This window comes from Nostoc foliaceum FACHB-393 (genome assembly GCF_014698505.1).
GTDB classification, from domain to species: domain Bacteria; phylum Cyanobacteriota; class Cyanobacteriia; order Cyanobacteriales; family Nostocaceae; genus Nostoc; species Nostoc foliaceum_A.
Genome location: NZ_JACJTD010000031.1, coordinates 1 through 23693 on the forward strand (window position 1 = coordinate 1; position 23693 = coordinate 23693).

The 23693-nt window shown below is 42.0% G+C and carries 15 protein-coding genes; 6 read left to right on the plus strand and 9 right to left on the minus strand.

Features of this window, described 5'->3' with window-relative positions:
- The 5 genes from H6G92_RS22960 to H6G92_RS22980 all read right to left on the minus strand — a co-directional run.
- The coding region (locus H6G92_RS22960) for a transposase (protein WP_242059280.1) at window positions 1-182 on the minus strand (182 nt) is incomplete at its 3' end.
- A gap of 27 nt (window positions 183-209) precedes the next feature.
- Window positions 210-944 carry an FHA domain-containing protein gene (locus H6G92_RS22965; protein ID WP_190896209.1) on the minus strand — a complete coding sequence of 245 codons (735 nt, stop codon included), beginning with the start codon at window positions 942-944 and terminating at the stop codon, window positions 210-212.
- Window positions 945-1846: 902 nt separating this feature from the next.
- Window positions 1847-3451, minus strand: a complete 1605-nt coding sequence (locus H6G92_RS22970; protein ID WP_190896093.1) for a serine/threonine-protein kinase — start codon at window positions 3449-3451, stop codon at window positions 1847-1849.
- A gap of 694 nt (window positions 3452-4145) precedes the next feature.
- On the minus strand, window positions 4146-4976 hold the full coding sequence (locus H6G92_RS22975; RefSeq protein WP_190896095.1) for a squalene/phytoene synthase family protein: 831 nt from the start codon (window positions 4974-4976) through the stop codon (window positions 4146-4148).
- A gap of 746 nt (window positions 4977-5722) precedes the next feature.
- Window positions 5723-7252 carry an FAD-dependent oxidoreductase gene (locus tag H6G92_RS22980; protein ID WP_190896097.1) on the minus strand — a complete coding sequence of 510 codons (1530 nt, stop codon included), beginning with the start codon at window positions 7250-7252 and terminating at the stop codon, window positions 5723-5725.
- A 581-nt stretch (window positions 7253-7833) separates the two neighbouring features.
- Between H6G92_RS22980 and H6G92_RS22985 the strand changes: the two genes are divergently transcribed.
- From H6G92_RS22985 to H6G92_RS41350, 3 genes are all read left to right on the plus strand, one after another.
- Window positions 7834-10215, plus strand: coding sequence for a glycoside hydrolase family 31 protein (locus H6G92_RS22985; RefSeq protein ID WP_190896099.1), 2382 nt, complete (start codon window positions 7834-7836; stop codon window positions 10213-10215).
- A gap of 186 nt (window positions 10216-10401) precedes the next feature.
- Window positions 10402-14802, plus strand: a complete 4401-nt coding sequence (locus H6G92_RS22990) for a PAS domain S-box protein (protein ID WP_190896101.1) — start codon at window positions 10402-10404, stop codon at window positions 14800-14802.
- 601 nt (window positions 14803-15403) lie between these two features.
- On the plus strand, window positions 15404-16003 hold the full coding sequence (locus H6G92_RS41350; RefSeq protein ID WP_190896103.1) for a LuxR family transcriptional regulator: 600 nt from the start codon (window positions 15404-15406) through the stop codon (window positions 16001-16003).
- A 297-nt stretch (window positions 16004-16300) separates the two neighbouring features.
- On the opposite strand, the gene H6G92_RS23000 is transcribed toward H6G92_RS41350, so the two are convergent.
- Window positions 16301-16783, minus strand: coding sequence for a DUF4168 domain-containing protein (locus H6G92_RS23000; protein WP_190896105.1), 483 nt, complete (start codon window positions 16781-16783; stop codon window positions 16301-16303).
- 109 nt (window positions 16784-16892) lie between these two features.
- Window positions 16893-17882, minus strand: a complete 990-nt coding sequence (gene holA, locus H6G92_RS23005) for a DNA polymerase III subunit delta (protein ID WP_190896107.1) — start codon at window positions 17880-17882, stop codon at window positions 16893-16895.
- A gap of 211 nt (window positions 17883-18093) precedes the next feature.
- On the opposite strand from holA, the gene H6G92_RS23010 reads away from it, so the two are divergent.
- Complete coding sequence (locus H6G92_RS23010; protein ID WP_190896109.1) at window positions 18094-18882, plus strand: DUF1868 domain-containing protein; 789 nt, start codon at window positions 18094-18096, stop codon at window positions 18880-18882.
- A 413-nt stretch (window positions 18883-19295) separates the two neighbouring features.
- Here H6G92_RS23010 and H6G92_RS23015 read toward each other — a convergent pair whose 3' ends face one another.
- Window positions 19296-20081 (minus strand): RDD family protein, encoded by a 786-nt coding sequence (locus H6G92_RS23015; protein ID WP_190896111.1) that lies wholly within the window; start codon window positions 20079-20081, stop codon window positions 19296-19298.
- A 42-nt stretch (window positions 20082-20123) separates the two neighbouring features.
- Window positions 20124-20969: a hypothetical protein gene (locus H6G92_RS23020; RefSeq protein WP_190896113.1), complete on the minus strand. Its 846-nt coding sequence runs from the start codon at window positions 20967-20969 to the stop codon at window positions 20124-20126.
- 80 nt (window positions 20970-21049) lie between these two features.
- Between H6G92_RS23020 and H6G92_RS23025 the strand changes: the two genes are divergently transcribed.
- Together H6G92_RS23025 and H6G92_RS23030 are read left to right on the plus strand one after the other, a co-directional pair.
- Window positions 21050-22003 carry a stage II sporulation protein M gene (locus H6G92_RS23025; RefSeq protein ID WP_190896115.1) on the plus strand — a complete coding sequence of 318 codons (954 nt, stop codon included), beginning with the start codon at window positions 21050-21052 and terminating at the stop codon, window positions 22001-22003.
- A gap of 574 nt (window positions 22004-22577) precedes the next feature.
- On the plus strand, window positions 22578-23591 hold the full coding sequence (locus H6G92_RS23030; RefSeq protein ID WP_190896117.1) for a PstS family phosphate ABC transporter substrate-binding protein: 1014 nt from the start codon (window positions 22578-22580) through the stop codon (window positions 23589-23591).
- Window positions 23592-23693 lie beyond the last annotated feature (102 nt).

The following is a 23693-nucleotide window of genomic DNA, read 5'->3' on the forward strand; positions in this document are numbered from 1 at the left end:
CTCCCCTTAACTTTACGTGCTAATTTTTTCTGCTTACGTTTGAGGTTTTTCTCGTGTTTGGCAAGGTGTTTAGGATTGTCGTAAAAAGATATTTTCTTGCCATCGGTTACGACAGCAAAGTGTTTTAGTCCTAAGTCAATACCGTAAATCTTGCCCCTAAAAATTGTGTATATTTCACCCAATTGAAAATGACTATAATTTCCAATTTTTTAGCTGGGATTATATGGTATCTGTCTGCTAAAAAAGCGATCTAAAATTTCTGATTTTTGTTCTGAACTGAAGTTGTCATACCAATGTTCAAACTTCTCAACTAGCCCAGAATTTTTGAAAATCTCTGAATTATCATCTGGTTTTTCAAACAAAGGTTTTGGTCTGTCATGAGGATAAGTAAGTATTTCTACTTGATTATCGCTCTTTCGATGCACAAGTTGCATCAATAACTCCATTGCGACAGTTGGCAAAACGCGACACGTATAATTCATGAAAAAATCAAAAGTCATACTACCTAGACGGATGCGATCGCCATCTTTGAGCTTGATCGGCTTCTCTGCGCGATCGCCATTCACAAATGAGCCATTGGTACTCTTGAAGTCTATGAAGTAGAAACCTTGATCATCAATATATTGAATAGCAGCGTGGCGACGAGACATATAACTATCAGGAATGCAAATACCACTGCTGCGATTACGACCTATTGTCCAGATTTGCTGTGGCTGCCGTAAACTTTGGGTCTGATTGTCGCACAAGTTAGTCATCAAATAAACAGCAGCACTATCCACTACACCATGTACATAACATACTTTTACCCTCCTCAACGACGGTTGAGATAGGTTTTCTAGCTGAAGAATTTCATCTAGAAGGCTGCTGTGGTGTTCATACAACTTCAGGAATACCTGGTATAAAGTTAATCGCCGTTCTATTTCCGTTTGTGCAAAGTCAGCCATCATACATAAACCTTGTACTACCTGATTTTGGTTATGAATATTTTGCTTCAGTCTACAATCAGGGATAATTACGTTTTCACTTTCCGCTGGCTTAATAGCGTTAGGTTTAACAAATTTTAGGTACGAAATTCCCTGTTGTTTCTAGGCATCAAAAGAAAGCATGAAAATATCTTTAAAAAATTATTATACTTTATTGTTTATTGTAAATAATCATTTGCTATTTGTAACAGATAAAAACCATGAAGATTTGATTAAGAATTACCAAAAGTTAGCATATTTTTGCTACAAAACTGGATCTTTCTTAACATTTGCGAGAGCAATGGCTATCGCTCAACCCAACTATTATATATACTTGGTCAATTTTGAATAAATCTGAGTTTTACCTGAAGAATAAGAGCTACTTTATCAAGCTAGTGAGGAAATCAAAGCCTTGTGAACCTTAGAGGGTATTTTAAAAGTATTTGACGAATGGAATTCGCTACTACAAAAGCAAAGCCCACCTCCGTGGACTAATGCAAAATTAAGGGTTTTGCGTGTGTAGCTATGATTTATAAAATATATAAAAATAAACTTTTATAAGAGAATGCTTTAAAACAATACAGTTCAGTTTAAGACTTGATCCTCCTTAACCGTCCTTAAAAAGGAGAGAACAGTGCTCTTTTATTACTCTGAAAAAATAAAATATTTGTAGATTGGGTTGAACAAAGTGAAACCCAACAAAATCAAGGATTCTTGATGTTGGGTTACCCTACGGGATTTTGCTACGTTCCTCAACCCAACCTACGCCTAGATTTATAAAAACTAATCAGAAACATTGGTTTCTAATTTTTATCTCGTGAGAGTCATAAAACAGCGTTAGTCTGGCAACCAGAGCGAGTAGCTCTCAAATTTAAACTTTCAACTTACAATAAGCCTCGTTTCCCATTAGGACGCACGGTCATCCAATTTGTTTTTGCTAGTGCTAGCTGCTCATCAGAAATTTTGGCATTGGTGAGATTGGCACCACACAGATTAGCTCCTCGAAGGTTAGCATTGCTGAGATAAGCATTACTGAGGTCTGCGCCTCGCAGGTCTGCTCCTTCTAAATCAGCATGGTTAAAGTATGCTTTGCTCAAATTAGCATCCTTGAGATTTGCTTGCGTGAGACTGGCTCTGCCAAAGTCACTATTGTGGAGATTAGCTCCCTGGAGATTGGTTTTTTGCAATTGAGCGGAATGGAAATTTGTTTGGGATAAGTCAGCACCTTGCAGATTCAGCAAATTTAAATTGTGTAAGGCAAAATCCCGTCTTCCCTTGAGATAGGCTGTTAATAAACCTTGGGTATCTAACTTACGCTCAATTTTAGAATTTTGAACTTGCGAACCATTGCTGTTGCTGTTAGCTAAAGTCGTTGATTTGCCCATCCCAGAGCCGTGATGTAATCCAGCAGCTTCCGCAGCCTTGGCTCGTCTGGCGCGAATTGCTGCCGCTACCTGTGCCACTCCTGCACTGGTAACAGCAGCAGAATGGTTGTTACATAAAACAGCAGAATTTTCCAAGTGGTTGTGTGTTCGCTCTTTAGCTCCGGTATCAGATTTAAGCAGTAAACCCTTTGCTAAACTTTCTAAGTATGGTTCTATTTCCAATGCTCTGAGAACTTCTGCCGCTGACTGATAGCGACTACGTACAGACACGTCTAACATTTTTCGCAATACATTGCTCAAGTGGTCACTCACTTGCACAAGCTGCTCCCACATCATCTCGCCAGTGTGGGGATTGTAATCTAAATCTTTAGGAGTTTTACTAGTCAGTAAATAAATGCATGTCACCCCCAGTGCATAGATATCACTGGCGTAGACTGGACGCATCGCCATTTGCTCTGGAGGTGCAAAACCAGGAGTGCCAATGGCATATGCAGTTAATGCTGTCTGCCCTGATTGACTTGTCGCACCTTGGCTGACTTGGTTTTTGACCGCACCAAAGTCGATGAGTACCATTCTGGCATCTTGAGTGCGGCGAATTAAGTTGGCTGGCTTGATATCACGGTGAATCACCTTTTGCTCATGGATATATTGCAATAGTGGCAGAACCTCGCTCAAAAATTGCTTGACTCCAGTTTCGCTCAAGATGCCGTTAAGTTTCACCTCCTCCTGCAATGTATCACCACTGATGTATTCTTGAACTAAGTAGAATTGTTCATGATCTTCAAAATAGTCTAACAATCTTGGTACTTGGGGATGATTGCCAATCTTACCTAGAGTTTTGGCTTCTCGCTCAAAGAGTTCTCTGGCCATCTGTAAAACGTGTGGGGCGCTTCCTGATGGGCGTAATTGCTTAATTACGCAACTCGGTTCTCCTGGTAAGCCTTGATCATGGGCTAAGAAGGTTGCTCCAAAGCCACCCTGACCTAATGGTTTGATCACCTGATAGCGATCGCGCAACAGTAGTTGCGAGCCACAAGACTGACACCTTTGGCTATATACCAAATTTTCTGGATTGGGACAGGTAGGATTTAAGCAGTAGCTCATGCACTGTCAACTCGCTGCACGAATAATCACGGGGAGTGTTATACTCCCTTTCAATTATTTAGATATTAATCAACTCTTGCAAGGTAATTTTTGCTGGAAATCCTTTGAAGAGTTTCTAAAGTTTAATTGATATTACGTAAAGCGATCGCCAAAACAAAATAATTTATTATACTTACGTTGCCCAAAATACTTAGTTTACTTTATACTATATACCAAATCGTAATAACACTCTCTTAAAGCTTGTTAGATGTGGCGTGCTGCTCTCCCGACTCGCTAAGGTAGTTCGGAATTGAGCAAGTCAGCTTTAATCTAGATTTTTGCATGATTGTATCTATAATCTTATTCTGGATAATTGGTATTTAAAAGTATTGGAGGGGCAGTGCCCAACGCCAGTTGCTCTATTTGGATAGAAGTCAAAACGGCAACTTGGGCTGATAGCGCAGCGTTAACCGTGTTCGCTTAACCCTACTCAAAAGCTAGCTATGCGCAGCGTCTCGTAGAGAGCGTCTGGCTTTGCCAAGCAAGAGGGCGAACTGAACTTCTCCTTCTCTTCTCTACGAGACGCTGCGTCAACGGAGATGCTACGCAATGGGAGAAGACCGCACTGGCTCCCCTACAGAAAATAGCTATAGGATTTTGGATGCCCAAATTTGGAGGCAATTTAGAATCATCTCCATTAGTCGTTAAGAGACTATTAGCTGGCTTTCATGTTCACACTAATCAGTTGTTCGATAAGTGCAAAAACATCACTGCGGCTGAGTTTCTCTTTACCGTTAGCAAGGGCGTCAAGAGTTCCATTAGCTAAGGTTAAGGGAATTTGGCAAAAATCTAAGGCTGGGCCGGTAGGAAGTTCTTTGGTGTAAGCTTCTGCCAGGGCTAGATTGCGCCGCGCATACTCTTGCATATTTGCAGCACTCCAACCCTCTGGGAAAAAGTCTACCCCACGCCCTAAATCCTCAGTATGGTTACGCAGGATATTAACTGCTTGTAAACCCCGACCAAACCCAATTGCCTGGGTACGGTTAGTTTGTGTTCCATCGTACCAATTCCATAAGTCTGATAGTAACAATCCCACTGCACCTGCAACCCCAAAGGTATAACGATCCAAATCAGATTCTGTATCAATTTCCCAGTTTCTTTCTGCCCAGTAAGCCATCCGGTCTGCCATTGCAGCAGTGGCATCCCAAATTCGAGGTGCAATGGTCTCTGGTGCTAGCAGCAACCATTCTCTAATCCTCACAGTGACTTCTTCTAAGGTATTCTCATACCCACTAAATCCTGCCAAGAAAGCATCTACCGCGAAGCCATCAACCCCTGCCTGTAATGTCAGGCTAATCGTTTTTAAGAGCTTTGCTTTAGTAGCGTTATCTAGTTCGGGATTATCTTCAATTTCATCAATGGCACGCATACACAAATATGCTGATGCTACTGCTTCTTGTAATCCTGGCGGTAAAAGACTAATTGGGATATAAAAAGTTCGGCTAGTTTCTTTGAGGATTTGCAATGCATCTCTACGTAAATTCATGTTTTCACTCCCCGATTGATTTTTGCACCACATGAAGTTTGCAGTTTTTTGATGATACTGGATATAGTTTTGACTAAACCTTAAAAACTATAGACTATAAGATACGTTAGTATTTAATCTAAAAATTAATAGTTTTTGGTGCTGCAATTAACAAAACTCTCAAATTTAACAAAGTCTAATCCAGTATATAGGCTTTTGGTCGCAAAAATGTGTAATATGCCGTTTAATATAGCTTTCATAAACTTTTAGCGTATATATATATATAAATGCTAATATTTGGTTGATTGACGCGAATTTTTTCCATCAGCAAACATCCATTTTAGGGATTTGAAAGTGTTTTAAGTCTGCGTTAATCTGACTATCAAATTGTAATTATTGTATATATAAAGACAATCTAGGAAAAGCTGGTAACGAATAACAGGAACTGTACGCAGCTATTAGATGCGAACGGCGGCTTGTTCAAGAGTTAGGGTAAGTTAAATTGGACATAGAGGGCTGCGATGCCTAGGTTAGGCTACACCTACGCTTGATTGGTTACAGTGGGAACCTCCTTGCTGTTGAAGGTGACATAAAGTGACCATAAGAGAGAACAAGAAGTTCCCGTATATTTACGAGATTGACAATAAAAAAGTGGGCTGTTGGCCCACTCAATAAAATATTTATGAATATTTGACCTCTCACCGGTCTCAATACATGGAAATTCAAGTAGTTGTTTCGAGTCAGGTTAAAGCTACAGTCTCCACTTTTTACTTGTTTTCCACTGGTGCCAGCCCATTAATTGCTGGGCCGTTGATTACCTTGCCCTGGGTATCAAACCGCGAACCGTGACATGGACAATCCCAGGTCTTTTCTGAGGAATTCCAGGCAACGATACAGTTAAGGTGGGTACAGATTGCAGAATGTTCGTGCAGTATGCCGTTTTCATCTCGGTAAGCTGCGACTTTTGTCAAACCATGCCGCACTACTGCACCTGTACCGGGAGCAATTTTTTCAACGGAATCAACATCCCCTGGTGTCACCCACTCTAAATACTGGGCAGCAACGTTAAGATTCTCGGAGATAAAATCACCTACTCCACCAATTCTCACACGTGATGGGTCATAAAGCTCTGTCCAGGTATTCTTTCGCCCTAAAATTAAGTCAGTTAGGAGTATCCCCGCGATCGTGCCGTGGGTCATTCCTATGCCTGTATCACCCGTGACGATGTAGACGTTTTCCTCATCAAAAGGATTTTTGCCAATGTAGGCAATACCATCATCAGAATTCATTACCTGACCCGACCAGCGAAATAAAACCTCCTGTACCATCGGAAAACGTTCTTGTGTCCACGTTTGGAGTCTGGCATATCGTGAGGAGGCATCGTCAGCTTGTCCGGTTTTGTGGTCTTCGCCACCAACAATTAATAGATCATATTGTTCGTCAATGCTTTGTAATCTTACGTAGTGGTAGGGGTCGAGGGTATCCCAATAAAGGGCTTTAGGAACAGAACCGCGAGGTACTTTTGCACCGATGACAAAAGTCATGTATGGAGCCTGTTTAAAGTGCATAGTAGCTAAATTACTGATGGGTGAGTTGGTTGCTACTACCACAGCATCAGCTGTCACAACTTTTCCACTGCTTGTTTCAACGCGGGCAGGTAAACCACCTTGGATTTTTTCTACATGCGTCCCCGTATAAATTCTACCACCACGGCGTTGTATGGCTTCTGCAAGCCCAGCTAGATACTTTAGTGGGTCAAATTGCCCTTGTTGGGGAAAGCGTAGACATACTCCTGTATCAAAGCCAGTCAACGGCGCTTTTTTCACCATTTCAACATTAGTGAGTCCAACTCGGTGTACTGCTTCTAACTCGTGCTGAATCTCATCTATTGATTTGAGGTCTGGCGGAAAAAGATAGCCGTCAAGTCGCTCGAAATCGCAGTTAATGTTTTCTTGAGTAGCGATCGCCTCTATAGTATTAATTGCTGTTGTATGACTTTGAGCAACAAGTTGTGCGCCCTCTTTACCGTGCATTTGCTCCAGTTCCTGGTAACGATAAGTCAGGACATTCGATAGATGTGCCGTTGTTCTTGCCGTTTGACCACCACCAATAGGGCCATCATCCAGCACCACCACTGATTTACCTGCGCGGGTTAACATATAGGCAGTTGACATTCCTGCTATCCCAGCACCGACAACGCACACATCTGCATGAGTATTTTCGGTAAGCACGGGTTGATCTGGGACTTCTGCCGTTGTCATCCAAATAGAAATAGTTTTACCAGAGTCGTTTTGCATATTTTTTAGAGTCTCAAGCCTAATTTATTCTGCTGGAAAGAAGGTTATGGAGGTAAGAGCAATAGGAAAGTAAGAAGGAAAAATATCGAAACATTTTTCCTTCTGTGATTATGCCTTTATGTGTCTTTAATCCGTGCCACAACTCAGCTAAAATGTCTATTCCAGCTTGTTATTGTATAAGCGTAGACTATTAATTGTAAATAATGTATCTGCATCATGATAGACATAAAAATATGCTTAATAGGGGATGAAATTGCAAAATATTTGTAGACTAAAAAAATAGATTCTTTATAATATTCTTGGGTAGTGACAGCAAATATGATTGGTAATGCCTGGATATGCGATGTTCTACCAAATAAATATACTGAATAAACACCGTATTTGTCTTTCTCGCCTCATTCATAATTCTTGGTGTTGGATTACCCTGCCGTAATAGCACAAACTTGTGCATTACAAAAACCACTCTTGCTAAAAAAATATCTGCTAATCTTTCACTCAACTTCTAGCGAAAGAAAGAGTTTGAGGCTAAGTATCTCTGTAATCATGAATGCGGACAAGTGTTAACCCTCTTAATAAGTGATATGCCGCAATATTTCGGAAAACTACCCACTACTAACCAACCTTGGACAACTGTTAGTAATGTAAAAGCTGTAACCTGGGACAATAATATTATTAATTTTGATTGTGGCGACTCACGCCTTACCATCAGCGTACTTGCGCCCAATTTAATCCGCGTGCGTTTTGCACCAACAGGGGAATTTATGCCCCGCCGCTCTTGGGCAGTGACGCTAGATGATGGAGAATGGGCGACAACACCTTTTGCAGTCCGGGAAACTGAAGCAACGGTAGAAATTGAAACAGCGCAGATTCGTGTGTGTGTCCAGCGAGAAAAGTGCCGTATCGCCTGTTTCGACAAAGCTAATCGCCCTTTTGCACAAGATGCAGAGATGGGTATAGGTTGGCGGATGGGTGCAGTTGCAGGATGGAAAGAAATTGCAGCCGATGAACATTTCTATGGTTTTGGTGAACGCACAGGCTTTCTGGATAAACTCAGCGAAGTAAAAACCAACTGGACAACGGATGCCTTAGATTATGATGCACTGACTGATGAAATGTACCAAGCAATTCCATTTTTTATGGCTTTGCGCCCAGAGTTAGGCTACGGCATCTTTTTCAACACTACTTTTTGGAGTCAGTTCGATATTGGTGCTGAACAGCCAGGTATTTGGAAGATGGAAACTCGTGGCGGGGAGTTGGATTATTACATTATCTACGGCCCCGAACCAGCCCAAATCCTGGAGACTTACACTCAGCTAACTGGGAGAATGCCATTACCGCCTAAATGGGCGCTAGGTTATCACCAATGTCGCTGGAGTTACGAATCAGAAACCGTTGTGCGGGAACTGGCGCAAGAATTTCGTCAGCGCTGCATTCCCTGCGATGTTATTCACTTGGATATTGACTATATGCGGGGTTATCGGGTGTTTACTTGGAGTCCTCAACGCTTTCCCAACCCGACAAAACTCATTAGTGATTTAGCAGAGGATGGTTTTAAAACAGTTACAATCATCGATCCTGGTGTGAAATATGAACCAGAAGCCAACTATCACGTTTTTGACCAAGGATTAGAAAACGACTATTTTGTGCGTAAAGCTGATGGTGCTTTGTTCCACGGCTACGTTTGGCCTGAGAAAGCTGTTTTTCCTGACTTTTTACGTCCTGATGTGTCTAACTGGTGGGCTGATTTACACAAAAGCCTAACTGATATTGGAGTGGCAGGAATTTGGAATGATATGAATGAACCTGCCATAAACGATCGCCCTTTCGGGGATGATGGTGAAAAGATTTGGTTTCCGCTAGATGCACCGCAGGGGGGACAAGGGGACAAGGGGACAAGGGGACAAGGGGATAAGGAGAATATCTCTGTGTCTGCTTCTACTCATACGGAAGTGCATAACTTGTATGGGTTGATGATGGCTAAAGCTTGTTATGAGGGGTTGGAACGGCATCGAAGTTCAGAGCGATCATTTGTGTTAACGCGATCAGGTTATGCTGGTGTGCAACGCTGGTCTTCTGTGTGGATGGGGGATAACCAATCGTTGTGGGAGCATTTAGAAATGTCTCTGCCGATGCTTTGCAATATGGGACTTTCGGGTGTCGGGTTTGTGGGTTGCGATATTGGCGGGTTTGCTGGTAACGCCACGGCTGAATTATTCGCTCGGTGGATGCAGGTAGGAATGCTTTACCCATTAATGCGCGGCCACTCGGCAATGTCTACTGCTCGTCATGAACCTTGGGTATTTGGCGATCGCGTTGAAAATATCTGTCGAGAATATATTAATTTACGCTACCAACTACTTCCCTATATCTACACTCTTTTCTGGGAAGCGGTAACAATAGGCGCACCGATTTTAAGACCATTATTGTACCATTTCCCTAACGATCCGAAAACCTATAGTCTCTACGATCAAGTATTGCTAGGTGCGTCGTTGATGGCTGCACCAATTTACCGCCCTGGAGTTGAGCATCGATCTGTCTATTTACCCCTGGGCACTTGGTATGATTGGTGGAGTGGCGATCGCTATGAAGGCCCGATTCACATTCTTGCTCATGCACCACTGGAAAGAATGCCACTCTATGTCCGTAGCGGTGCGATCGTCCCCATGCAACCTGTCAGGCAATACGTTGATCAACACCTACTCGAAGAGATCCGATTACGGATTTGGCCTGGTAATAACGAATATCAGCTATTTGAAGATGATGGACAGACAAGCAAGTATCAAGCTCAAGAGTTTTCACTCACCAATATAAGTGTATTTACAGAGGCAACCCAAACAATAGTAGAAATTGGAGCAAGAGTTGGGAAATGGACACCTCCACTGCGTGAAGTGATTGTAGAACTTGTTGGTGTTGGAGAGCAACGTTTCCAAGATGATGGTAAGCGACAGACTCTGGAATTTTGAAATACTCGCAAAGGTGGTTTTTGAGCCACCATTATTTCCTACTCTAAATTGTGCAAGAAAAAATATGCATAGAGGTAGATGAAAAGTAAGTCAAGGGGTAGCCTAAAATACAAAGGACATAAATGATTAACCCGTAAGAAATACGGAAGTTTACTACGCTAGATAGATGCGGTTAGAGAACACTAAATGTTAAATATTAACCGCTTGCGGCTGCAAGATATATTTAAAATCCCTACAAATTCGCTTGTGGCACAAGTCGCAAGTGCGATGGCTGTTTTTGTTGGCAGCTTGGTACTAATTGGCTGGTACCTTGGCATTGAAGTTTTTAAGCGCGGCTTCCCTGGTAGTCCTGCCACAATGAAAGTCAACACAGCACTATGTTTTGTGTTGTGTGGTGTATCGCTGTGGCTGTTTTCAACAGGAGGAAGCAGGGCAGAAAGCAGGGGGAACAGAACAATTCAAAATTACCCCCACAGCGCCCGATTTCCTACTCTGCTAATTTCCAGGGTCTGTGCAATAGCTGTCACCACAATTGCTGCGCTCACACTCTGTCAATATTTGTTTGGCTGGAATTTCGGTATTGATGAACTAGTGTTTGGTGATTCGCCAACTAGTATAGCGACATCACATCCGGGGCGAATGGGGGTAAACACAGCAGTGAACTTTATGCTGGTGAGCATCGCCCTACAACTTTTGGTTCATCCAAAAACCCAGCGCAGTTATTGGTATGCCCAGATTATCGCTCTGGTTGCGGCTTTAATTTCCTTTCAGGCAGTCATGGGCTATGCCTATAAAGTGAGAGTTCTCTACGGAATTGCCCCTTATACAACATCAATGGCCTTACACACAGCGGTGCTGTTCAGCTTACTAAGTATAGGCATTTTGTGGGCGCGGGCAGAACAGGGATTAATGAGGGTAGTTACAGGCGATACTTATGGTGGCTTACTTGCACGTCGTTTATTAGTTGCCGCGATCGCAGTACCTTTTATACTGGGGTGGTTAATTGTTGAAGGTGAACGAGCAGGACAATACGGCGCGGCATTTGCAGTGTCGCTGTTTGCGATCGTTCTGATTGTGATTTTTACTATTTTGATTTGGCAAAGTGCGTCGGTTATTGAACGCCTCAGCCATCAACACGATCTCGCCCAAGAAGTACTGAAAACTTACGAAGCTAAACTGGGGAGTTTCGTAGATGCTAATGTCATCGGGATTCTGTTTGGCGATGTGTACGGCGGTATCCACAAGGCAAACGACGAATATCTGAGGATGATTGGTTACACGCGTGAGGATTTGTTAGCAGGTAGGGTAAGTTGGAGCAATATCACAGCACCAGAGTATCGATACTTGGATGAGCGAGGTATCGCCGAAGCAAAGGGAAACACCAACGCTGCTTGTACGCCTTACGAGAAAGAATATATCCGCAAGGATGGTAGCCGTATCCCGGTTTTAGTTGGTTACGTGCTGCTAGGAGAAAGCCGGGAAGAGTCAGTAGCGTTTATCCTCGACTTGAGCGAACGTAAGCAAGCAGAAGCAGAGCAACAAAAATTAGTATCGCTGGTAGAAAATAGCTCTGACTTTATTGGCATCGCTACCCTTGAGGGGCAATTACTCTACATAAATGATGCAGGTCAAAAGCTGGTAGGGCTTGCCAGCCTTGATGAAGTCAGGCAAAAAGCAGTATTAGATTACGCCATGCCCAAAGACAAAGCCTATTTTCAAGAACACATACTGCCAACTGTGCTATTACAAGGGCGCTGGCAGGGAGAATTCTGCTTCCGGCATCTCCAAACAGGTCAACCGATACCAGTTGATTACAATATCTTCACTGTTAAAGACAAGAAGACAGGTCAGCCAATTGCCTTAGCAACTGTGACTCGCAATATCGGCGAGCAAAAGCAGGCTAAAGAACAAATATTACAACTAAACAAGGATTTACAGCGCCGCATTACTGAGTTACAAACTTTGTTGGAAGTAATTCCCATTGGAATTGGCATTGCTGAAGATCCAGAATGCCAAAATATCAAAGTAAACCCTGCTTTTGCCAAGCAGTTGGGGATATTGCCAGATACAAATGCCTCCCTCAGTGCTTCCTTGGAAGAAAAACCAACATTTAAAATCTACCGAGAAGGAAGGGAACTCTCAGCAGAGGAACTCCCGATGCAGTACTCTGCTGCTCATGGTGTCGAAGTTTTGGATTTTGAAGTCGATATTGCCCATGAAAATGGAAAAATTGTCAACCTGCTGGAGTATGTTGCACCCCTGTTTGACGAAGAGGGTAAAACCAGAGGATGTGTTGGTGCATTTTTAGATATTACAGAGCGCAAACAGGCAGAGGAAGCACTCCTAAATCAGCAAAAATGGCTGGAGGATGTGTTAAATCTGATGCCAAGACCGTTGCTGTTTATCGAACCAGGAACGGCGCGGGTAACTTTTGCCAATCGCTCTGCTGACGAATTAGCTGGAGGCGAATTTCCCAAGGGTGTACCAGCCGCAGAGTATCACACAGTTTATCACTACACGAATGCAGCAGGCGATCGCATCCCCAATGAGCAAATGCCAGGAGTACGGGTTGCCCTTGGCGAACGCCTGAATGGATTGGAGGTAGACTGGCACACTCCTGGGGGTGTGCGTTCTCTATTAATATTTGCTGATACCCTGCCAGCAATGCACGGTCATCCGGCTACCTGTATTTTGGTGTTCCAAGAAATCAGCAACCTCAAGGATACACAAAAAGCCCTCTCGTTAGGTTACAAAAGGCTAAAGCTACTATTTGAGACAGCTAATGATTTACTATCGAGTCAGCAACCAGTAGCACTAATCGATAGTGTCTACCGAAAACTCTCAGACCAAATTGGTTTAGATATTTACTTTAACTATTTGGTTGAGGATAACTCTCAGGTAATGCGGTTGGGGTCTTACAGTGGCATTTCCCAGGAGGTGGCAAAGGAAATTGAGTGGTTGGCACTTAATCAAGGGGTTTGTGGTACTGTAGCGCACGAACGCCATCCCATGTCTGTAGAGAATGTACAGGAATCTACTGACCCAAAAACAGAATTGATTCGCTCTTTAGGCATTACTGCTTATTATGCATACCCATTGATCGCCCAAGGACGGCTGTTAGGTACTCTTTCTTTTGGCAGCCGCACTCGGTTAAGCTTCACCGAGAACCAAAAGGGGATGATGCAAGCAGTATGCGACCAAATAGCGATCGCAATGGAACGAGCTAGTTTAATTGCTTCTTTGCAAGAACAAACTGAGCAGTTGCAAGAAGCTAACCGCATGAAGGATGAGTTTCTGGGAATATTATCCCACGAGTTGCGATCGCCCCTCAATGCCATCCTTGGCTGGGCGCAATTACTACAACGAACCAAGCTCAGTGAAACCCAAATGGCTAGGGCTACAGAGACAATTGAGCGCAATGCCAAAGCGCAAACCCAGCTAATTGAAGACCTGCTGGATATATCGCGGATGACTAGAGGCAAATTACGCCTCAATGTCCTTACTTGTAATTTGGTTCCGATGATTGAGTCGGCCATCGACACTGTTAGCCTAGCCGCCCAGTCCAAGGAAATCGATTTGAGATTTTCCCTCATTCCCTCAAAAGAAACGCGAAATGCGCCACCAGGGATACACCCTGTGGTCACTTTCGCGTCAAATTCAGATTCGGGATTCGGGATTAATAGCGAAAATCTAGAATCTCCACAAGCACAATTCCAAACCAATCAACACCAAGAAAACAACTTCCTGGGCGAAAATTCTCAATTCTTAGTTTCCGGGGATTTCGAGCGTTTGCAGCAAATCATCTGGAATCTGCTATCCAACGCTATCAAATTCACGCCCGCAGGAGGACGGGTAGAGGTGCAATTGTCAGTGGTCAGTGGACAAGAAAAAGAACAGACAACGGATAAATACGCCCAAATTCAGGTGATTGATACAGGCATTGGGATCAGTCCTGATTTTCTTCCTTACGTCTTTGATCGCTTTCGTCAAGCTGATAGTTCTAGTACTAGAACCTATGGTGGATTAGGACTAGGATTAGCGATCGTCCGTCATTTAGTAGAATTACATGGCGGTACTGTCCACGCAAATAGTCAGGGTGAAGAACAAGGAGCGACGTTTACAGTCAAGCTACCACTTTTGAAGAGTGCCCCGATCAGACCCTTTGCCCCTGCGCCCCTCCCGCCGTCTTCCCCTCTCCCCGTCTCCCTCCTTGGCGTGCGGGTACTGGTTGTAGATGACCAAGCCGATAGCCGTGAATTCATCACCACAGTTCTCGAACAGTACCAAGCCGAAGTTCAAGCAGTTGCATCAGTTCAAGAAGCATTGCAAGTAATTACACAGTGGAAACCAGATGTTTTAGTTAGCGACATCGGTATGCCCCAGGAAGATGGTTACTCTTTGATCCGCAAACTGCGATCGCAACGCCCAGAACTAGGAGGAAATATTCCAGCCGCAGCGTTGACAGCTTATGCTAAACCAGAGGATCGGATGCGAGCTATACAAGAAGGTTATCAGCTACATTTACCTAAACCTATTGAGGCGGCGGAGTTAGCTACAGTAGTTGCCAGCCTTGTGGGACGAACTTAGAGAAAATGGGGCTTTGGGCATTGGCAATCTCCTTCTTTTCTAATATCAAAATTTATATAAAATTCAAACTTTTTCCTAATTAACAATCACCAAAAAGCAGTTTTTTTATTTGTGATTTAGCGTACTTGGTGAATACTTACATATAAAAATAACTTATATGTAAATTTTTATTTCAATATGAATAATTATTGCGTATTGGGGCGATCGCTATTTAGCAAAAGCGGCTTCAATAGGCAATGCAATGACTCCTCTTAAAAAGGCTTGCTCTTTTATTTCCTCCTTTAGTGCATTTTGAAGAAGGTCACTACAGGCGGGGAGAAATTATCCAAGGTTTATTAGAAGTGACTTCCGAAATAGGCAATTTCAAAGTTGTATTTAAAGTATGTAACTAAAATGGGTGACAAAGAGGCTACATAATTTGTGAATTAAGTATTATAAGAAAATAGTGTTAAAAATAACATTTGTATTTACTGATACTAGCATGATTGACCTGTAATATTCACCCAATTATTCAGTTAATCACGCAAAAAATAGATGATGCGTCTTTTAACTCTCATGTATCTAACAAACAAGGATTATTTTATACAATAATATAACTCCTATGATCGCCCTAAAACAAACATTAACTGAACCACAACAACTAGATAGTATTGACTTACATAACTCGAAGCGAGCTGATTTTTTACAAGAAGTAATTGAAGGCTTAGAAGACGGAATATTAATTTTAAGCCAAACTGGTGAAGTAGTTCATGCTAATGCATCTGCTCATCGCCTTTGTTGTCAATTCAATCAAGGCAATTTTAATCAGAATTTTGTTCCCCCAGCCATTTGGAATCTTTGTAAATCGTTACTCAGTAGTCGGTATTTGTTTTCTGATAAACTTCTGATTCTGTCGGATGAGATTGTGCTTGATAAGTTAAATATTTTTCGGATTAGGGTGAGACTGCTAGATTTAGATGGGTTTGAAGCGCCTTGTTTATTAGTGACCATAGAAAACCAATATGAGTCTGTAAAAAATGCAGCACTCACTGAAGTTAAAAAATTTGACTTGACACCGCGAGAATCTGAAATTTGGTTTCTCTATAGAAGCAACTACAGCTACAAAGAAATAGCGACTAAGCTTTACATCACCATAAACACCGTAAAGAAGCACATGAAAAATATTCACACCAAGCGACAAGCAAACATGTCCTATAATTGAATGGTAGTATCGCATTGAAGAAAAATTCAAAAGCGATCAATGAGTGTAAAATTAAAAAGATCCACTCATTGTTAACGCTTGTTTCTTTGCAAGAGTACACTATCTAATGGCTTTATTTATTCTTGATAAAAACTGATTTGGAAAATGCAATAGGTTATTAGCCATTAATCTAGTATCCACCAACAAATATTTGATGAATCAATGTAGTGTTTTTGAGAAAAGCAATACTAGCCCTCGCTTTCATGCGGGGGTAGTTATTTTTAACATGCTCCTCTCTAATTTTTATGTAAGTTCTAACTACGGAGAATCAGGAGTTTTTTGCAGGCGTAATAAGGTATTGTAAACCTGCCGTTTTAAGATATTGTTATTTTGTAGCTCTATAGTAATTTTGTTGAACTGATCAATACTCAAACCATTATCTTGGACAATTTTTTGAGAGCGGGTACAGTAATTCACTGCGATATCTTGAGCTTTTCTTGGAAGACCATTTAAACTGTTAGAATCGTTACAAACAATCTTGGGAATTTCTCCATTGCCAATAAGTTTTTTAATTTCTTCAAAGGCATTTTGACGTGCTGGCTCCATTGCTAGCACGGCTTGAGCGTAGCTGTCGATTTCAGTATTGTTAACTATTGGTGGTGGAGTTTGACCATAAGCTTTTGAACTCAATGAAAAAGCGTTGGAAATTACACCCGCAGTAGCGATCGCGCCGAAAAAGAATGATTGGGAAAGGATTCGCTTTCGGCTAGGACGAGAAAAGAAATCGGAAATTTTCTTCATATAGTGTGTGACACAGAACTACATCAGGGATATTATAAGAACTTTGAATTATTTTCAGAGTTGGAAGTTCCGGCAACTGCTCAATACATCATGCTTTTATATTTGATTGTCAACTTCCTCGGCATACTTGACAAAGTTCGATAACTTTAGTCTGGAATGTTGACATTTCTGATGCTCCTTGCTTGAGACTCACTTCTAACTCCAGTAGTAGGGGGAAGCAAGAGATTAACTGTTGCACAGAAAGCAGCTTGATTTCTTGCTGTAAAAAGTAGATGCGTTTGGGATTACCGATATCAGCAGCAATAGCGATCGCTTGTTGATTGCGCTCCCCACTTTCTATCATAATCTTGACCCAGAGCCACGTGCGAAATTGTCCAATGAGTGTGGCAACTATCCGTAATCCCGGCTCGGAAGCATTGATCAAATCTGCCAGTGTTGTCAAAGCTTTAGCTGTATCCCCTGTTCTAATTGCTGCTGCTAATTGTAAACTATTTTGGGTAGTATTTCTTACTAACTTGGTGACAGTATCTATGTCTAAAGGCTTATTGCTACCTTGGGCATATAGCCGCAATTTCTCTAACTCATTGTAGAGCAAACGTGTATCATTTCCGACAGAATCAGCCAACAACTGGGCAGTATTAGCAGTCAGTTTCACGCCCACAGTCTGAGCTGCTTGATTAACAGATTGCACCAGTAATTCAGTTTTCCAAGGGGGAATGAGGGGAAATTCTCGGAACTCCGTGGCAAATTGTTTTAACAACTTCGTAGATTTGAGGCGTTCATCTGGCTTGTTGCGACTGGTGAGCAATAAAAATGAGTTTTCGGGAATGACTGGTAGCGATCGCACCAATTCTGCTAAAACATTCTCTGGACAGTGCTGACACAGGGTTGTATTGATTAGCCATACCAAGCGCCCACCAGCGCCAAAAGTGGGTGTCATGACCTGATTTAACCCCTGAATAGTGGCATCAGCTTGATCTGGGGTGAATGAAGTGTAATTAAAACTTATCCATTGGGGATCGAGGACGCGATCGCGCAGCGTAGCGATCGCCTTTTCTATGGCAAAATCATCTTCACCCCAGTAAACATAGATTGGCATAGGTAAACCTCCTAGTAGATGGGGTCATTGGGCATTGAACATTGGGAATAGGTAAAGAATTTAACTTTTGATCTTCTGCCTCTTGCCCCTATGCCCCTCATCCCCCGATAAGCTTCTATTACACCCAAAAACTAAATACTTTTGAAATCATTCTCTTAATCAAGGTAATTTTCCCTAAAATCTATCAAGTGAGAGCGTGAGGCTATGAAGATTGGACGACAACTATCAAACTTACTTAAATCGGTTAGCACGACTGACGCTGCCAGAAACCCACAGATCCCAAGTCCAGCATATCCAGGAATCTTCTAAATTTCAGCCACATTCTGGGTTGAGACAAGCAGCGTCCTTTCCTGGCTATACGCTAATTACACCGCCCGCAGGAGAAGAATCACAAAACTCTGCTTTCTATGCCAAATTACAGACTTACCAACAGGAACTTTTACAGTTGCCTGTAAACCGTGATTTGATTGTGCCTCTACCTCCTGCTAGCTTCCATCTAACTTTAGCGGATTTAATTTGGGACAATGCTTACCTTGATGCCTGCGAAAAAAATCCCAAATTTGACGAGGAGTTACACTCTTGTTTAGCCGAAATGTTTCAGCAATATCAACAATTGATGACAAATAGGAGTCATCCGATTAAATGGCAAATGCTGGGACTGATACTGATGCCAAGAGCTGTAGCCGTTTGTTTAGTACCTCAAGATGAACGCTGCTACGAGGAAATTATTAAATTTCGTCGAACAATTTATCAAAATCCCAAGTTAATTGCTTTGGGTATTGAGCAGCATTATCACTTCACAGCCCATGTTACTTTAGCCTATTTTGGGGAGGTTTCATCTGATTTAGACCGCACAAGTTTTAGCACAATGCTTTCTCAATTGAATGAACAATGGCTGTTAAATTTGCCAGAATTTTTGATCAATCGCGTCGAATTGCGAAAGTTTGACAACATGACACGCTATTATCGTGAACCAGACTGGCCGATTTTAGATTTTTGACCTGAAACCGGATCATCTGAACAACATGAAACTTGGGTTTACTAATATAGCGGTTTTCAGTTGAGTCCAATACAGAGCTAACAAGAACAGCCCCTTTCCTAACTCTCTCCTACGAGGCTACGGTGTACACACATCTTTTTGCTGGGTGAAAAATGTGTATTGATCCCCCTAAATCCCCCTTAAAAAGGGGGACTTTGAGAGCTTTTTGCCCTCCCCTTTTTAAGGGGGTTGGGGGGATAAAAAGCCTGTAGAGCAACTCTAGAAGACTTGTGTATACACCGTAGCCTAAGAGGAGAGGGAAACGGAAAAACTTTTGTTGCTAGAAGCGGAGTAAGATTCAAAGCCTCTCTCTTTTTAGGAGAGAGGTAAAACTGTATTGTATATAAACGAAAAGTGCTATAGTTTTTTATTATCTAAAATTCTGGTTGTTGATATCCGAGGTAAACAGCTTCTAAAAAAACATCAGGTGTAACAGCTTCTGGCAACTTTTCTAAATTAATAATAGCTACAACTTGCTCGGCTAACTTTAGCGATAGCGAGGCTCTTGCCTTTAATGACATTGCACCACGTCGCTGCAAATACTCACGAATCACAGCAAAATCATCTGGCATCAATGGTGATAAATCGGCAATTTGTACTAACTGTTCATGAAGTATCTTTGCCTGTTCTGAAAGTGTCAATGTTGCAGATGCAGTGGGTGTTTGAGCTTGAATCACAATTGTCCCAGCAGCCAAATCACCTAAGCGCTTTTCGCGGCTACCCAACATAATTAAAAAAGCGCCAATAAACAAAGTTTCATCAAAGGGTCGCAGTAAAGCACGTAGCGTTGCTTGTTGTAGCCCGATTAGTCTACCATCATCTCGAACTACGCGAATTTTAGCAAACCGTTTACCAGGAGTTTGTCCAAACCATAAGGTTTCAAAAAAGACAAAATAGCTGATGTAAATTGCAAAAGCGATCAGAAAGAAAATTGCTATTAACCAAAGTCCTAAATTCTGAGCATTTGTAATTAAATCCTCAAAAAAATTGAACAATTGTGTCGAAAAAACAGTCCATGTAAGGAAAAAGACAAGCAAAGTTACAGCCAAAACTGTATAGTCAATCAGGAGTGCCAAAGCTCGATTACCGATTCCCGCTAGAGTGAATTCCAACTCTACACTTTCTGGAGTCTGGAATGTGATGCGATTAAAAAAGCGCATATAACTAATTCAAAATTAATAGAGTTGGATTAAGGTGTTGAGTTAACGAAAATCTTGCGAGGGAGGTTCTCGTAATTGCAAACCTAGACCCTCACGCCGACTACGTAAGTCCAAGTATAAAACAGCTTTTAGTGCTTGCCAGAAGGGCATAATTAAAATTCCACCTATCAAGCTTCCAATCCAAGAAATCAAATACACAATAGAGTAGATAGCAGAACCTTGTTCAAGCCTTATTAAGAATAAGCTAGGTATATAGTTTAATACAAACAGCAATGGCAATGTAACGATAAAAGCAACTAAAACTACGCCCTGAATACGAAATACTGAGGCTTTAGTTAACTCCCAACTTCTGGCAACACTTTCGCCACCATTAATATTTTCTTCAACCGCTAAGGGCACTTCAGCTACTATCCAACGGGAGTAGAACCAAGTTAGTCCTAACAATACAATGCCTGCCGTTACAATTATTGCCAATGTGGTTGCAACTATAATGCTGGAAGTACCTAATATCCCTCCTAATACTACTCCGATCAAGCCAGCTAGCACACCGCCTACGATCGCGAGTCCAAAATAAACTACCAGTAAAGATATACCTACTTGGAAACCAACTCTCAAAAATGACCACAGACGTGGATTGATATGGCTGTTGGCTGTTTGGACACCTTCAGGTTGGTAAATCAATTCTCCAAAAGCCAAGCGAGAAATTAGTCCAGAAATGGCTGCATATTTTGCCCAGCCATAAATTGGAACTAGAATCCACAAGTGAGCGATCGCAGCCAGATTAAGATAAGTTTTTAGATGAGAACGATACAAGCGTACCGCAGCACTGACAACGTTACCGATACTCAGTGGTTGTATGTGACCGGGAGATCCAAAGTTTTCAGACATAATGGCAAATTTTCCTTGAAACTACGGAGATGAATGTGAGGTTATCTTAAGCTAAGTTAAACTCAGTGTTCCCAAAATTCATGAATATTCAACGTTGGATTGCACGACGAGAAGCAAATTGGCAGCGTCTGGATGCCCTACTAAGGCAGATAGAAAAAAAAGGGTTAAAGTCCCTACGGGCAGCAGAAATTAGAGAGTTAGCGAGTTTGTATCGTTCCGTAGCAGCAGACTTGGCACGTGCCCGCACTCAGCAAATTGGCAATACTTTGATCCAAAGTTTACAAACTTTAACAACTCGTGCCTACACGCAGATTTACCAAGGTTCGCGGCGACAAGAATGGCAGGCAATTCTAGAATTTTACCGCTGGGGATTACCATCTGTAGTCCAGAAAACATTTGTATACATTGCTGCTGCAACGGCGCTGTTTCTACTGGGGGCATTAGTGGCTTGGTGGTATTCTTGGCAAAACCCCAGCTTTATGCCTTTGATCGTACCTGAAAACTTGATTACCAAGGTGCGAGATGAGCATAAATTATGGATGGGGTCAATTGTCGGCATTGAACCCCTGGCATCCAGCGGTATTATGATCAATAATCTATCGGTGTCTTTTGGGGCTGTCGCTGGTGGGATCACGGCTGGGCTATACACAGCCTATTTGATGGTATTTAATGGCTTATTGATTGGTGCTGTTAGCACTTTGGTGGGTCAAAATAATCTGGCTTATCCATTTTGGGCGTTTGTGTTGCCGCATGGTTCCTTAGAATTACCTGCGATCTTTTTTGCTGGGGGTGCAGGATTTTTATTAGCAAGAGCAATTGTATTTCCTGGTAAATATCGCCGTGGGGAAGCACTGAAATTCTATGGTTCTCAGGCGGTGCAGCTAGTATTTGGGATTGTACCAATGCTGATTATTGCTGGTGCGATCGAAGGCTTTTTTTCACCTAATCCCAGCGTACCTGATGCGATTAAATATCTGGCAGGAATAGGATTATTTGTACTTTTGGTAATGTATTGTAGCCGCAAACAAAGATGAAAAACTTTAGATATCAGCGGATTGGTAAACTCGAAAAATATTTTAGAATAAGGTAAATAATTTTCAGTTAAGACTTCACCGAGTTAGGACTTAACTATGTAAGAAAATTATCATAATTTGAAACTAGGATAATCATGGTAAAAACACTTGACGGTAGGTGAGATTTTTGGGTGGTTAAAGGTGACTCTGTAATACAGCAGTTTTTAAGTTGGTGAGTTCAAAAATACCCCACCTGCGCTGTCGCGTACCCTCGCCGATGCCTTAGGGAGAAAGAATTGGTTTCGATGCTGTTTATGCAGTCCTACTTGCCAAAAAGAACAGTTGAAATATTTCTCAGATTGATATATTCGTATTTGCTAATTACATAGCTCAGTCCAGGTATATTTTGGCTGAGGAATGCATCAATTTTGATTAACCTTTAATTAACTAAAATTTAACTCACGCATTAACTGGTCATGTCATCTTCTTGACTATGGACAGCCGGGTTATTCACTAAATTTTTAACTAGAAAAAATAGTTATGTATTGAGGTGAATTAACGGAAATTTAATGTCCAACAAACTAGGAATGTTTTTATGAACAAGATGAACTTTAAGCTTAACAGCCTGACAGTATTAGGTATAGTCTCATTAGTAGCCGCCACCTTTAGTGTATCAATATCTGCGGTTCATTCCCAAAGCGTCAGCACAGTTACAGTTGATGGTTCTAGCACCGTTTTCCCAATTACGGAAGCAGCAGCGGAAGACTTCCAAAAGGCGCAAAGAGGTAGAGTCAGAGTTACAGTGGGCGTTTCTGGTACTGGCGGCGGCTTCAAAAAGTTCTGTCGTGGCGAGACAGACATCTCTGGTGCATCTCGCCCCATCCTACAAAAAGAAATCGATGCTTGCAAAGCTGCGGGGATTCGTTATATTGAACTACCAGTAGCTTATGATGCTTTAACAGTAGTGGTTCACCCCCAAAATTCCTGGGCAAAAAATCTCACAGTCGCCGAATTGAAGAAAATGTGGGAACCTGGGGCACAGGGTAAAGTCAACAACTGGAATCAGATTCGCAACGGATTCCCTAATGCACCACTGAAGTTGTTTGGCCCTGGTGCAAACTCTGGAACCTTCGATTACTTTACCGAAGCTGTTGTTGGCAAAGCCAAGTCTAGTCGGGGTGACTTTACTGCTAGCGAAGATGACAACGTACTTGTACAAGGTGTTAGCCGTGATAAGAACGCCCTTGGTTACTTCGGTTATGCTTATTACGCAGAAAACAAAAATAAACTAAAGGCAGTGCCAGTTAACGGCGTATTGCCTTCGGAAGCGACAGTGAAAAATGGTAGTTACAATCCACTATCTCGCCCCATTTTTATCTATGTCAGTTCTAAGTCTATTGACAAGCCAGAAGTAAAGCAGTTTGTGCAATTTTACTTGCAGAATGCAGCTAAGTTCTCTCAAGAAGTAAAGTACGTTGCTCTGCCAGCATCAGCATATACTACCGCCCAGAATCACTTCAATAAAAAGAGATATGGCACGATTTTTGGTGGACAAGAATCGGTTGGGCTGAAGATTGAAGAATTATTAAGCCGTGAAGCTAAAGAATAAGCTTAATTGTCAATTTTGAATTAGTTCAAAATCTGCAATTCATCAAAGGGAGGTGTAGTACCTCTCTTTGCCTATTTAAATTTATCATCTCAGGAGCGATCG

Coding starts and splice junctions, on each gene's coding strand:
- H6G92_RS22985 (WP_190896099.1), top strand. CDS start 7,834: ATGCCGCAATATTTCGGAAAACTACCCACTACTAACCAACCTTGGACA.
- H6G92_RS23030 (WP_190896117.1), top strand. CDS start 22,578: ATGAACAAGATGAACTTTAAGCTTAACAGCCTGACAGTATTAGGTATA.
- H6G92_RS23020 (WP_190896113.1), bottom strand. CDS start 20,969: ATGTCTGAAAACTTTGGATCTCCCGGTCACATACAACCACTGAGTATC.
- H6G92_RS22965 (WP_190896209.1), bottom strand. CDS start 944: ATGGCTGACTTTGCACAAACGGAAATAGAACGGCGATTAACTTTATAC.
- H6G92_RS23015 (WP_190896111.1), bottom strand. CDS start 20,081: ATGCGCTTTTTTAATCGCATCACATTCCAGACTCCAGAAAGTGTAGAG.
- H6G92_RS22980 (WP_190896097.1), bottom strand. CDS start 7,252: ATGCAAAACGACTCTGGTAAAACTATTTCTATTTGGATGACAACGGCA.
- H6G92_RS22970 (WP_190896093.1), bottom strand. CDS start 3,451: ATGAGCTACTGCTTAAATCCTACCTGTCCCAATCCAGAAAATTTGGTA.
- H6G92_RS22975 (WP_190896095.1), bottom strand. CDS start 4,976: ATGAATTTACGTAGAGATGCATTGCAAATCCTCAAAGAAACTAGCCGA.
- H6G92_RS22990 (WP_190896101.1), top strand. CDS start 10,402: ATGTTAAATATTAACCGCTTGCGGCTGCAAGATATATTTAAAATCCCT.
- H6G92_RS41350 (WP_190896103.1), top strand. CDS start 15,404: ATGATCGCCCTAAAACAAACATTAACTGAACCACAACAACTAGATAGT.
- H6G92_RS23000 (WP_190896105.1), bottom strand. CDS start 16,783: ATGAAGAAAATTTCCGATTTCTTTTCTCGTCCTAGCCGAAAGCGAATC.
- holA (WP_190896107.1), bottom strand. CDS start 17,882: ATGCCAATCTATGTTTACTGGGGTGAAGATGATTTTGCCATAGAAAAG.
- H6G92_RS23025 (WP_190896115.1), top strand. CDS start 21,050: ATGAATATTCAACGTTGGATTGCACGACGAGAAGCAAATTGGCAGCGT.